The 12,804-nt window shown below is 63.3% G+C and carries 8 protein-coding genes; 5 read left to right on the top strand and 3 right to left on the bottom strand.

Annotation, left to right across the window (positions count from 1 at the left end; all coding sequences use genetic code 11):
- Positions 1-193 precede the first annotated feature (193 nt).
- The 4 genes from JK232_RS16860 to JK232_RS16875 all read left to right on the top strand — a co-directional run bounded on the left by JK232_RS16860 (position 194) and on the right by JK232_RS16875 (position 6,463).
- Positions 194-1,102 carry an ROK family protein gene (locus tag JK232_RS16860; RefSeq protein ID WP_072930313.1) on the top strand — a complete coding sequence of 303 codons (909 nt, stop codon included), beginning with the start codon at positions 194-196 and terminating at the stop codon, positions 1,100-1,102.
- 387 nt (positions 1,103-1,489) lie between these two features.
- Positions 1,490-1,654 carry a YfgG family protein gene (locus JK232_RS16865; RefSeq protein WP_394854003.1) on the top strand — a complete coding sequence of 55 codons (165 nt, stop codon included), beginning with the start codon at positions 1,490-1,492 and terminating at the stop codon, positions 1,652-1,654.
- A gap of 106 nt (positions 1,655-1,760) precedes the next feature.
- On the top strand, positions 1,761-3,194 hold the full coding sequence (gene mgtE, locus JK232_RS16870) for a magnesium transporter (RefSeq protein ID WP_072930309.1): 1,434 nt from the start codon (positions 1,761-1,763) through the stop codon (positions 3,192-3,194).
- A 296-nt stretch (positions 3,195-3,490) separates the two neighbouring features.
- Positions 3,491-6,463 (top strand): PAS domain S-box protein, encoded by a 2,973-nt coding sequence (locus JK232_RS16875; RefSeq protein ID WP_072930419.1) that lies wholly within the window; start codon positions 3,491-3,493, stop codon positions 6,461-6,463.
- 28 nt (positions 6,464-6,491) lie between these two features.
- Here JK232_RS16875 and alkA read toward each other — a convergent pair whose 3' ends face one another.
- Positions 6,492-7,379: a DNA-3-methyladenine glycosylase 2 gene (alkA, locus tag JK232_RS16880; RefSeq protein ID WP_241506098.1), complete on the bottom strand. Its 888-nt coding sequence runs from the start codon at positions 7,377-7,379 to the stop codon at positions 6,492-6,494.
- 115 nt (positions 7,380-7,494) lie between these two features.
- The gene (gene pqqU, locus JK232_RS16885; protein WP_212589433.1) at positions 7,495-9,633 is read right to left on the bottom strand and encodes a TonB-dependent receptor PqqU; all 2,139 of its coding nucleotides are present in this window, start codon (positions 9,631-9,633) and stop codon (positions 7,495-7,497) included.
- Between the two features lie 273 nt (positions 9,634-9,906).
- Here pqqU and yegD point away from each other — a divergent pair, with 273 nt between their 5' ends.
- A complete protein-coding gene (yegD, locus tag JK232_RS16890; RefSeq protein WP_212589434.1) occupies positions 9,907-11,259 on the top strand; it encodes a molecular chaperone in 1,353 nt (450 codons plus the stop codon).
- Between the two features lie 371 nt (positions 11,260-11,630).
- Here yegD and JK232_RS16895 read toward each other — a convergent pair whose 3' ends face one another.
- Positions 11,631-12,584, bottom strand: coding sequence for an aldo/keto reductase (locus JK232_RS16895; protein ID WP_101828716.1), 954 nt, complete (start codon positions 12,582-12,584; stop codon positions 11,631-11,633).
- Between the last annotated feature and the right edge of the window lie 220 nt (positions 12,585-12,804).

Consider the following 12,804-nt stretch of genomic DNA (forward strand, 5'->3'; position numbering starts at 1 on the left):
CCTTGTTCTGCTGCCTGCCCGCGCAGGCGAAGCGGCCATCGTAACTGTTTAATAAACAAAATGCGACATCGTGCCCTTTTTTGCCTGATTACTCCCCATTATGCGCAGCGATCACCCTTTTCACTGCTTTTTGTTTACTAAACAAAATGAGCGGCGTAGGCTCATCCCTACCATTTATCAGGGAGAGACCCTTATGCATCGATTAGGGCTGGATATCGGCGGCACAAAAACAGAAGCAGTCCTGTTTTCCGAACAGGGCGAGGTGCTGGAGAAACAGCGCCACGCCACGCAAAAAGCCACCTATGCAGAATTTCTTACCACGCTCAGCCGGCTGATCCTGGGGCTGCGTCAGCGCCACCACGCGCCGTTTTCCATCGGCCTCTGTCTGCCCGGCAGCGTGTCGCCCCTCACCGGGCTGGTTAAAAACTCCAATATCCTGGTGCTGAACGGGCAGCCGTTGCAGCGCGATCTCAGGGAACAGTTGCAGCAGCCGGTGGCGATCGCCAATGACGGCAACTGTTTTGCGCTCTCCGAAGCGGTGGACGGTGCCGGGCGTGACCATGAAATCGTCTTCGGCGTGACCCTCGGCACCGGCTGCGGCGGCGGCCTCAGCATCGGCAAGCGCATGATCACCGGCAACAACGGCAATGCCGCCGAATGCGGCCATAACCCGCTGCCCGGTTATACACCGGAACAGGATGGCCCGCCGGTCACCTGTTACTGCGGGCAGCAGAACTGCGTGGAGTCCTTTGTTTCCGGCACCGGCCTCTCACAGCGGTTTGCCGTGCAACAGGGCGAAACCCTGCCCGCGGCGGCGATTATTGAGCGGATGCGCCAGGGCGATCCGGCGGCCGTGGCGCAGTTTGCCCTGTACCGTGACCAGCTGGCGCGCACGCTGGCCTCGGTGGTCAACCATCTGGACCCCGGTGCGATTGTGCTGGGCGGCGGGTTGTCCAATGTGCCGGAAATCTACCCCGGCCTGGAGGCGCTGACCGGCCGCTACACCTTCACCGATACCTTCACCACCCGCATCCTGCCTGCCCTCCATGGTGACAGCAGCGGCGTGCGCGGCGCCGCCTGGCTCGGCACGCGCTGCCCGTAGGCCCGGCACGCGCTGCCCGTAGGCTCGGCACGCGCTGCCCGTAGGCCCGGCACGCGCTGCCTTTAGGCCCGTACACGCTGCCTTTAGGCCCGTACACGCTGCCTTTAGGCCCGGCGTCCGTTGCCGGGCCGCTGTTATCGTTGTGCCTGTTGACCGGGATCATGGCAGGCACACTTCGGCGTCTGTTTTCACCCGCTGTTGAGGTGCGATTTAGGCGGATCGCCTATCTTAGGGGCGTACCGCCTGCGACTGTTTATTTTTTATACTGGACAGGCGTTTTAAAAAGCTTTTACACTTTCAAATGAAATCAACCCATTACCGGAACCCGCCGCACACGGTGCGGTTTCTGCTCTGGAGAACCGTATGCGCCGGCGCACAAACGTCCGCATGACTAAAATCGTTCTGGCCATCAGCTTTATCTTCCTGCTGGGGCGCATGATCTACGCCGGGATCGGCGCGGTCACCCACCATCAGGAGAAGCGGCTGATCCCACTGGATCACACCACCACCCAAACGATCCCCCCGCGCGACCCGCCACCCGCTTCGCACTGAGCCGCAGCGCACCCCGCTGCCATGTTCTACCCTTGATCACAGCCCGGTAAGGGGATACCGCGCCGGTTAGCGCTTGATTGCACTGTTGCATATAAAAGGGAACCCGATGTCTGCCGCCAATCACAACACCAAAAAACTTGCGGAAACCCGCAGCCGCATTCTGGCGCTGCTGCAAAATAATGATGAACTGGTCGAGGATTTGCTGGAGGAGCGCGCGCCCGATGCGCCGCCCAGCCCACCCGAGCTGCTCGACCAGACGGCCGAACTCCAGCTGCTGCTGCGCAGCCTGCACGCCGCCGACCTGGCGGATCTGCTGGAAGGGCTGCCGCGCGATGAACGCCTGGCACTCTGGGGGCTGGTGGGCAATACCGTCCGCGGCCAGGTGCTGGTCGAGGCCAGTGAAACCGTCTGGGACAGCCTGATCGAAGAGATGAGCGACCGCGACCTGCTGCGGGCGATCGCCACGCTGGATATTGACGAACAGGTCTACCTGGCTGAATACCTGCCGCGTAACCTCACCGGGCGGGTGCTCACCTCGCTGGAGCCGGAACAGCGCGCCCAGGTGCGCGAAGTGATGAAGTTTGACCGCGACACCGTGGGCCGCATCATGGATTTTGAACTGGTCACCGTGCGCCCCAAGGTGACGCTGGCCACCGTGCAGCGCTACCTGCGCAAACGCGGGCGTGTGCCGGACTCCACCGACAAAATCTTCGTCACAGACCGGCGCAATACCCTGCTCGGCGAACTGCCGCTGACCGCCATCCTGCTCCACCCGCCGAAAATGACCGTGGCGGAGCTGATGGACCGTGACCCGACCACCTTCACACCGGACGAAAAAGCAGAAGATGCCGCCGGGGCGTTTGAGCGCTATAACCTGATCACCGCCCCGGTGGTGGATGCGCGCGGCAAACTGATGGGCCGCCTGACGGTGGAGGAGATCCTCGATGTGGTCAACGAGGAGAGTGACAACAACCTGCGGCGGATGGGCGGCCTCAGCCAGGAGGAGGATCTCTTCTCACCGGTAGGCAAAGCCGTGCGTAACCGCTGGGCGTGGCTGGCGATCAACCTCTGCACGGCGTTTGTCGCCTCCAGGGTCATCGGCCTGTTTGAGCACACCATTTCCGAACTGGTGGCGCTGGCCGCGCTGATGCCGATCGTCGCCGGGATCGGCGGCAACACCGGCAACCAGACCATCACCATGATTGTGCGCGCGCTGGCGCTGCACCAGCTCCAGAGCGGCAGCGTCTCCTTCCTGATGCTGCGTGAACTCGGGGTTGCGCTGATCAACGGGCTGGTGTGGGGCGGGCTGATGGGCATCGTCACCTGGCTGCTTTACCATGACTGGCAGATGGGCGCAGTCATGACGCTGGCGATGGTGCTGAACCTGCTGGTGGCCGCGTTGATGGGCGTGCTTATCCCAACCACGATGGTGCGCTTCGGCCGCGATCCGGCGGTCGGCTCCAGCGTGATGATTACCGCCATCACCGACACCGGCGGCTTTTTCATCTTCCTCGGGCTTGCCACGCTTTTCCTGCTGTAACACGCAGGTAGCCCACGCCGCGAAATACCCCCCTTATGCCGGGCTGATACACCGATTGGCCCGGCAGTTCTGCGCTAAAATAGGGAAAGAACGCGCCTTTACCGCCGGAATACGGCGTGCCGGGCGCGTCTCTGCATAAAAAGAATGTGACCACTATGATTACTTTGATAAATTATTTCACAGTATAAGGCATCACCCACCGGGCGTGGATGCCTGCCCCGCACACTGCGGCTTCCGGGTCTGCTGCGTCCGGCGGCGACGATAAAAAAGGCCCTGATGTGGAAAGCAACCTGAAGATGGCAGCGATACAACAGCAACGCCCCGGCTGGCGCACCCTGGGCGGCGTTATCCTGCTGGTCTTTTTACTGGCGCTGTTTTGCCTGCGCTTTACCCTGGTCGACGGGCTTATCGTGTCGCTCTGGCTGCCGACTGCGCTGATGATTGCCCTGCTCTACCGCTTCCCGCACCGTACCTGGCCGGCACTGCTGCTGGGGTCTGCCGCTGCGATGGCCGGGGCCAACCTGCTTTGCGGGGTGCCGCCCGGCTTTTTCCTGCCGCTGACGTTGATCAACATGGCAGAATCGGTGCTGGCGGCCACCCTGTTGCGCCGCCTGTTGCCGGCCGATGACCCGCTGGCCAACGTCAAGAGCTGGATTACCTTTGTGCTGGCCGCCGTGGTGTTTACCCCGATGGTCAGCGCCTTCGTGATGCTGATCCCGCACCTCAACACGCCCGATCTGCTGCCGAACCGCTTTCGCATCTGGTTCATTTCGGAGGCGCTCGGCATCCTGACCGTAACGCCTCTCGGGCTGCTCTGCCACCGTGCGTCGCTGCAGCGGTTGCTGCATTCGCCGCGCCTGCCGGAGATGCTGTTGCTGCTGGCCGGCACGCTGGGGGGCAGTTGCCTGGCGCTGTTCTGGCTGCCCTACCCGTTCGCTTTTATCTCGCTGCTGCTGCTGACCGCCTCCATCCGCCTGCACCGGCTGGAAGCGCAGCTGATCTTCTTCGCGCTGACGGTGATGGTGTCGCTGCTGATTGCCGGGGGGCAGATGAGCCACATCCGTTATCCTGCCTACTCGCCGCTGCTCAACTATGTGCCGCTGTTGCTGATCCTGCTGCCGGCCAACGCCATGACCATTGTGATGCACGGGCTGAAAGTTGAACGCGCGCACATTGTGGAAAGCGAAAACCGCTTCCGCAATGCGATGGAGTATTCCGCCATCGGCATGGCGCTGGTGTCACCGCAGGGGCATTGGTTGCAGGTCAATCAGGCGCTGTGCACGCTGCTGGGTTACAGCGCGGACGCCCTGAAAAAGATGACGTTCCAGGACATCACCCACCCGGATGATCTCGGCTCCGATCTCCAGCAGTTACAGGCGCTGCTGGACGGCACAATCCAGAGTTACAGCATGGAGAAACGCTACCGCCGCCATGACGGCGAGATGGTGTGGGCCTTGCTGGCAGTGTCGCTGGTACGGGATGAGCAGCAGCACCCGCTCTATTTTATCTCGCAGATTGAGGACATCAGCAGCCTGAAGCAGACGGAACAGGCCAATAACCAGCTGACCGAGGCGCTGCATGAAGAGAAAGAGCGGCTGCACATCACCCTCGACGCCATCAACGAGGCGGTGATCTGCACCAACCGCGCCAAGGCGATCACCTTTATGAACCCGGTTGCGGAGCGGATGACCGGCTGGCGGGCGGAACAGGCGATGGGGCAGCACATTGACGAAGTGGTGCACCTGACGCGCGGCCTGGAGGGCCCGCGGGTGGCCAACCTGCTGCCGTTTGACGCCAACGAGGGGCTGAACAGCGCCATTGAACAGGCGCTGGTGCTCAGCAACAACAAAGGCGAATCGTTTGAGATCCAGCGGGCGGTGTCGCCCTTGAGGACGCTGGATCAGGAGCTGCTCGGCATGGTGCTGGTGTTGCAGGACGTCAGCAAATCCCGCGAGCTGATGCGCAAGCTGAGCTACAACGCCTCCCACGATGCGCTCACCGGCCTGCCCAACCGCACCAGCTTTGAGCGCGATCTGCATCAGGCGCTGATGCTCACGGCCAACGAGGGGCAGCAGCACGGGCTGGCGTTTTTGGATCTCGACCGTTTCAAAGCGGTGAACGATACCGCCGGCCACGCCGCCGGTGATGAACTGCTGCGCCAGATAAGCCAGCTGATGCAGGAGAGCCTGCGCAACAGTGACCGGCTGGCGCGGCTGGGCGGCGACGAGTTCGCCATCCTGATGTTTGACTGCGCGCTGGAACCGGCGCATGAGCGGGTACGGGTGCTGGTACAGAAAATCAACGGCTTCCGCTTCTACTGGGAGCAGAAGATCTACCGCATCGGGGCAAGCGCCGGGGTGACGCTGATTGCCGATCCACAGCTGACCGCCGGGGAGCTGATGTCACAGGCGGACGTGGCCTGTTACGCCGCCAAACACAGCGGGCGCGGGCAGGTGGTGGTGTATCAGGCGCGCCAGACGCGGCTGCTGGAGAAAGACAGCGTGCTGCTTAGCCCGGCGCAGATTGCACGCATCCTGGAAGATAACCAGCTGACGCTGTCGGCGCGGGCCGCGGCCCCGCCCAAAACGCCGCTCTCCACCTGTTTCTACCAGCTCTCGGTGGAGGTGGCGACAGCCGAAGAGACCGGGGCCACCAATGAGGCGTTCCACGCCACCGTGGCGCTGCTGGGCATGGAGGCCAACGTGGATGCCTGGCTGGTGCGGCGGGTGCTGCTGGCCTATGGGCCGGAGATTGCGCGCAAAGGGCTGGCGGTGTCACTGACGCTGAGCGAAAGCGGGCTGACCAGCCCGGCCCTGCACGCGGCGCTGTTCAGCGCCCTGCGCCAGACGGTGATCCCACCGGCCCTGCTGCTGTTCCGGCTGGACGAAAGCGTGCTGCTGCAACACCTGCCGGCGGCGGAAACCCTGCTGAAAACCCTGAAACAGCAAGGGTGCGGCATCATCATCGGCCATGCGGGCCACCAGCTGGCGGCGCTGAGCGATCTGCCGTCCGGGCTGGCGGACTACCTGCAACTCGACCCGAAATTTGTGACCCAGGTACATTGCAACCAGATGGACGAGATCCTGGTGAATATCGTGCACGGCACCGCCCACCGGTTACAGGCACAGACGATCGCCGGGCCGGTAGACCTGCCCGCCACCCACCAGAAACTGACGGAGATGGGCATCGACCTGATAGAGGGTGACGTGGTTGCCGCGCCGCAGCCGCTGGAAGGGCTGCTCAGCAGCGGTTATTTCGCCATGCGCTAGCGGCCCCCGGCCCTGCGCCGTCCGCACGTCAGGCGCTGCCGTCCGGCACCCAGTCGGAGGCGAGCCACAAATGCAGCGTGGCGTAGGAGCGGAACGGCTGCCAGCGCGCCGCATAACGCGCAATCTGCCCCGGTGTCATGCCGGGGAAACGCTGCTTGATCAGGTAATCGCTGGTCAAAAACACATCCCGCGCCGCCCAGGCGCGCATCCCGATATAGCTGGCCGTCCAGGGGCCGATGCCCGGCTGCGCCAGCAACTGCCGCATCCCCTGTTCCGCATCCGGCACCGCATCCACGTCGAGTTCCCCGTCGGCCACCGCCCGCGACAGCGCAATCAGACAGGCCGAACGCCGCGCCTGCACGCCAATTGAACGCAGGTCATCCACCGTCAGGCGGGCGATCGCCGCCGGTTGCGGAAACAGCACGCTGAGCCGGTCGTGCGGCATTGCCAGTGGGGTGCCCCAGCGCGCCGCCAGCCGCTCGGTCAGCGTGGCGGCCATCTTCACGCTCACCAGCTGGCCGAGGATGCCGCGCACCGTCTGCTCGTAACCATGCACCGACCCGGCGATCCGCAGCCCCGGCCGGTCAGCCGCCAGCGGCCCCAGCACGGCGGCGATCGCCTGAGGGTCAGCATCCAGATCCCACTGCCGCCGCACGCGCCGCACCACCTCCGCCCGCTGCGGATGGAGTGACGGCGAAATGTGCAGCGCCAGCGCCGCCTCACCCGGCACCGGGGCGATGCGGTAACAGCCGGGCACGCCGCCGACCACCAGCGTGCGCTGGTAATGGTGCGCGTCCCCCGCTTCCACCCCGGCAATGGCACGCGTTTGCAGGAAGCCGTGCACCAGCGCCCAGTCATAAGGCGGCGTGTAGGGTAACAGGCTAACGTCGGGATGCCACAGGGCAGAATCGGTCACGGGTGAACTCCTTTCAGCGCAAAACCTCTAGTTAAGCTGCCCGGCCCCGATCCTGTCAATTGCGCGGCGCCCACAAAAAAGGGCACCCGGAGGTGCCCTGCAACGCGGTCAGTGGTTACTCGAAACTGTAAGCCAGCGTCACACCGCCGCCCCAGTTACGGCCGGGGGCCGGTTCGTAGTAGCGGCCGTTGCCCTCGTTGACGATCACCGAGCCGACATACCGGCGGTCGAACAGGTTATCCACCCGGCCAAACACATCCAGCAACCAGTTGCCGTGGCGGAATTTGTAGCCGGTGTTCAGCGCGGTCACGGCGTAGGACGGTGCCTGTTCGCTGTTTTCATCATTGACCTGGATATCGCTCATGTAGCGGATTTCACCGCCCGCGTACCAGCCCTCGTCCGGCTCCCAGCCGAGCGAGGCATAACCCATATTCCGCGCGATGCCCGGCAGGCGGTGGCCGGCGGTGCCGCTACAGACGCCTTCGCTGCACTGGTCATCGCGGTAGGTCGCGTCCAGCAGCGTCCAGGCCATGTTGAGCCGCCACGCCTCGCCGAATTGCTGGTCCAGCGCCAGCTCCACGCCGCGGCGGCGGGTTTTCCCGGCATTGGTGTAGCTGGTGCGGCCATTGCTGCTCTCGGCCACCACAATTTCGTTGCTGGTGCGGGTTTCAAACAGCGCGGTGGTGAACAGGCCGTTGCCGACGCGCAGTTTGCTGCCCAGCTCCACGCTGTCGCTGGTGGCCGGTTGCAGCGCAAAGTTCAGCCCTGCCAGCCCGTTGCTGCGGTAGGAGAGCTCATTGATGGTCGGCGTCTCCACGCCGCGCCCGGCGGAGGCGTAAAGGTTCCAGCCCTCATTCACCGCGTACTTCAGCGAGCCGACCGGCAGCCAGCGGTGGTAGTTGGCGTCGCCGCTGTCATCACCGTTGCCTGCCGTGATGTAGTGATCATTGGAATCGAAGTTAACGGTGGTGTAGCGCACCCCGGCGTCCAGCGTCCATTTCGGCGTCAGTTGCCAGGAGGTTTGCAGGTACGGGTCGAGGTTCCACATCAGGTTGCGCTCATTGCGGCGCAGGTTGCCCATGTTGCCCAGCTCGGCCACCCCGTTGTTCAGCGTGAAGTTTTCATACCCTTTGCGCTGCTCACTCATGGTTTCATAGTCAAGCCCGGTGGTCAGCGTGACCGGCACGCCCAGCTCGCCGCGGTGCGTCCAGCGGGTGTCGATGCCGTGGTAGTGGCGCGTCAGGCCGATCACCCCGCCCGGCTGCTGCGGGTTGGCCTGGGTGCTGACCGGGATCGACTGGTACTGCGTGGTTTCCCGCTGCCCGGCATAAGCCATGATGCTCAGGTCATCCTTCTCGCTCAGCTCGCGCTGGTAGCGCAGCCCGGCCTGGGTCTGGGTGGTGGTTTTGCGGGTATTGAACTGCTCTGCGCGCGTCGCCTGGCGCGGGTTGTCATGCCACTGGGCATTGGTCAGGCCGCCGGGGTCATCGGCGTCGATGTCCACGCTGTTGAAAATCAGCGTCAGGGTGCTGACATCATCAATGCGCACGCCGAGTTTGGCGTTGCCGAGGTTTTTTTGCGCGCCGCTGTGGTCACGGTAGCCGTGGGTGGTGAACCGGGTGGCGGAGACGGCGTAGTTGACGTCCCCGGCCTGGGTGCCGTCGCCGGTGGCCCCGGTGGCTTTTACGCCGTAGCGCCAGCTGCCGTAACTGCCGTAGTTCATGCCCGCTTCCAGCGTCGTGGGCTGGCTGCCGGTGACGGTATCCACATTCACCACCCCGCCGGACGCGTTGCCGTAGAGTGCCGAATAGGGGCCGCGCAGCACTTCTACCCGGTCAACCGAGTTGAGGTCAATGTTGGAGGTGTAGCCCTGCCCGTCGGGCATGGTGGCCGGGATGCCGTCAACGTAGATGCGCACGCCGCGCACGCCGTACATCGAACGTGCGCCGAAGCCGCGCACCGAGAGCTGCAAATCCTGCGCATAGTTCTGCCGGTTTTGCACCTGCAGGCCGGGCACCGCGCCCAGGCTCTCGGAGAGGTTGATTTCCGGTTTCGCCCGGCGGAACTCCTCCCCGTTCACCACGCTGACGGCGGCCGGGGAATCGAGTTCTGACAGTCCGGCCGGGGCCGGGGTGGCGGTGACCACCATCGTTTGTTCATCGGTGTCCGCCGCCTGGGCGGTGGGGGGTAGCCACGGCAGCAACGCCGGGATCATCAGTGAGCAGGCAGAACGTACAGTACGTGGTGTTTTCATAAGGTATCGCGCCAAAAATGAAAAAGAGAAATGAACCAAAAGGAACAGCCGCCGCATAGCGTAGTCCATCCCAGGCACCGCATGACTTTCTTGTGGCATAACGTTAAGACGCGGTTGATAAAACAGCCGGCGGGGGCGGTATCAGGAGTATAGGAGCTGAGTAAAATAACCGCGGTTAATTTCACCCCATCAACGCGGGGCGGCGGGTTTGGCTTGCCCGATGCGCCGCTCTCCGGTAAAGTCGCGCCCTTTTATTTGGCATGGGGGTAAGAGATGTTTATCGGTTTTGACTATGGCACGGCAAACTGTTCAGTGGCGGTAATGCGCGAGGGCGACGCCGTGTTGCTGCCGCTGGAGAATGAGACACCCTACCTGCCCTCCATGCTGGCCGCCCCGACGCGCGAGGCAGTCAGTGAGTGCTTACATCGTCACTGGCAGGTCCCGACCGGCAGTGATGAGAACCAGCAATTGCTGCGCCGCGCCATCAACCTCAACCGTGAAGAAGACATCCCGGTCAACGCGGACAGCGTGCTGTTCGGGCTGGCGGCGCTGGGGCACTACGTGGAAGACCCGGAAGAGGTTTACTTCGTTAAATCGCCGAAATCCTTTTTGGGTGCCAATGGGCTGAAGCCGCAGCAGATCGCGCTGTTTGAGGATCTGGTGTGCGCCATGATGTTCCACATCAAGCGCCAGGCGGAGAACACCCTGCAACAGCCGATTACGCAGACGGTGATTGGCCGCCCGGTCAACTTCCAGGGCACCGGCGGTGACGAGGCGAACCAGCAGGCGCAGGGCATCCTGCACCGGGCAGCGGCCCGTGCCGGTTTCCGGGACATTGAATTCCAGTTTGAGCCGGTGGCGGCGGGGCTGGATTTCGAGGCAACACTGACACAAGAGAAGACGGTGCTGGTGGTGGACATCGGCGGCGGTACCACCGACTGTTCGGTGCTGCTGATGGGGCCGACCTGGCGCAACCAGGCCGATCGCCAGCAGAGTTTGCTGGGCCACAGCGGCTGCCGCGTAGGCGGGAACGATCTGGACATTATGCTGGCTTTCCGCCAGTTGATGCCGCTGTGCGGCCTCGGCAGTGAAACCACCAAAGGGCTGGGCATCCCGGCGCTGCCGTTCTGGAACGCGGTGGCGACCAACGATGTCCCGGCGCAGAGTGATTTTTACAGCGTGGCCAACGGCCGTCTGCTGCGTGACCTGATCCGTGACGCCGCCGACCCGGCGCGCGTGCAGCGTTTACTGAAGGTGTACCAGCAGCGCCTGAGCTACCGGCTGGTGCGCGCCGCGGAAGAGAGCAAAATCGCCCTCTCCCACGACGCCGAGATCCGCACCGCGCTGGACTTCGTGGAAGCCTCCCTGAGCGAACGCATCACCCAGCAGCAGTTAGGCGAGGCGATAAGCCAGCCGCTGGCGCGCATTCAGGAGCAGGTGACGGTGGCGCTGGAAGGCAGCGCCGTCACGCCGGACGTCATCTACCTCACCGGCGGCAGCGCCCGTTCCCCGCTGCTGCGCGCCGCGTTGCAGGCGCAGTTACCCGGCATCCCGCTGGTCGGCGGCAACGATTTCGGCTCTGTCACCGCCGGTCTCGCCCGCTGGGCAGAGGTGCTTTACCGGTAAAAGAAAATCCGCCCCTACTCTTTCCTTACATACTCAAAGATTTGCAGTCTGGTGGGGGCGTAAAAATCATTGCCGAGTGGAGCCGCAGGGCCGGGTGAGCGGGCAGGACGCCCGCGAAAGTCGCAGCCACGCCGGGAGCGTGTCTGCGGCGGCCCGAACAGCCCGGAGGCGCAATGAGGGGAGCCGCGAGAGCGGCCAATGATTCAGCCGGGGCACCCAAGGCGTGGGGATGCAAGGGGCGCGCGCCTACGCGCCCCTTGCGCGGTGGCGGCAGCGGGGCTGCAGAAAGATGCCGGCCGCATGCCAACGCAACCTTCTCAGGCCCGCATATCATCCCTTAAAGCAAAAGCACTCTGCGTTCGCTCAAACGCCTAGTAAGCACTCGCCTGATCTAATGCCTGAATATCCTCTGCGTCCAGCGCCAGCCTCGCTGCCCCGGCCAAATCCTCCAGTTGCGCCAGCGATGTCGCGCTGACGATCGGCGCGGTCACGCTCGGCCGGGCAATCAGCCACGCCAGCGATACCTGCGTCGGGCTGACGCGGTGCTTCTCCGCCACCTGATCCAGCGCGGTCAAAATCTTCCGGCCGCGTTCGTTGAGGTAGCTTTTCACCACACCCTCACCGCGCGCACTTTTCCCGGCATCCTCCGGGCGGCGGTATTTCCCGGACAAAAAGCCGCTGGCCAGCGAATAGTAACCGATGACCCCAAGCTGGTTCGCCTGCGCCACCTGCTCCAGCCCGCTCTCGTAACCCTGGCGGTCATAGAGGTTGTACTCCGGTTGCAGTGTCTCATAGCGGGCGATGCCCTGCTGCTCACTCACCTTCAGCGCTTCGGCCAGCCGCTCTGCACTGTAGTTGGACGCGCCGATGGCCCGTACCTTGCCCTCTTTAATCAGCGCGTCGAACGTCGCCAGCGTCTCGGCAAGCGGCGTGTCCTGGTCGTCATCATGGGACTGGTAAAGATCCACATAATCGGTTTGCAGGCGTGTCAGCGACGCCTCAATCGCCTCGCGGATGTAGCGCGGGGAGAGGCCGGATTTGCCCTCACCCATCGGTTTCCCCACTTTGGTCGCCAGCACGATCTGCTCACGTTTGCCGCTTTTCTTCAGCCAGTTGCCGATGATGGTTTCCGATTCGCCGCCGTGGTTGCCCGGCGCCCAGTGGGAGTACACATCCGCAGTGTCGATGAAATTCAGCTGATGGTCGAGTAACGCATCCAGGATGCTGAACGAGGCGTTCTGATCAATCGTCCAGCCAAAAACATTGCCGCCAAACGTCAGAGAGGGAACCTGAATCCCGGAACGGCCCAGTGTGCGCTGTGTCATGCTGATCTCCTTAGTGAGGTTATGATTAACAGCAAAATTATTGCACACGAAATGAAGTAGCACAGGAACGATATCGCCTGAGGTTATAACCGCTTTCACTTTCGCCACCGCCTGATACGCCCTGACACGCCCTGACATGGACTTCATATTTCCTTCATTTTTTCTGATGCCCGGAGTCGCTACACTGCTACCCTATTGGCGCAATTGGCCTGACGTTGCT

Source organism: Nissabacter archeti (assembly GCF_018257325.1).
In the GTDB taxonomy this organism is placed as follows: Bacteria; Pseudomonadota; Gammaproteobacteria; order Enterobacterales; family Enterobacteriaceae; genus Chimaeribacter; species Chimaeribacter arupi.

Excerpts from the sequence above, each read along its gene's own strand:
- JK232_RS16860 (WP_072930313.1), top strand. The coding sequence starts at position 194 with ATGCATCGATTAGGGCTGGATATCGGCGGCACAAAAACAGAAGCAGTC.
- JK232_RS16865 (WP_394854003.1), top strand. The coding sequence starts at position 1,490 with ATGACTAAAATCGTTCTGGCCATCAGCTTTATCTTCCTGCTGGGGCGC.
- mgtE (WP_072930309.1), top strand. The coding sequence starts at position 1,761 with ATGTCTGCCGCCAATCACAACACCAAAAAACTTGCGGAAACCCGCAGC.
- JK232_RS16875 (WP_072930419.1), top strand. The coding sequence starts at position 3,491 with ATGGCAGCGATACAACAGCAACGCCCCGGCTGGCGCACCCTGGGCGGC.
- pqqU (WP_212589433.1), bottom strand. The coding sequence starts at position 9,633 with ATGAAAACACCACGTACTGTACGTTCTGCCTGCTCACTGATGATCCCG.
- yegD (WP_212589434.1), top strand. The coding sequence starts at position 9,907 with ATGTTTATCGGTTTTGACTATGGCACGGCAAACTGTTCAGTGGCGGTA.
- JK232_RS16895 (WP_101828716.1), bottom strand. The coding sequence starts at position 12,584 with ATGACACAGCGCACACTGGGCCGTTCCGGGATTCAGGTTCCCTCTCTG.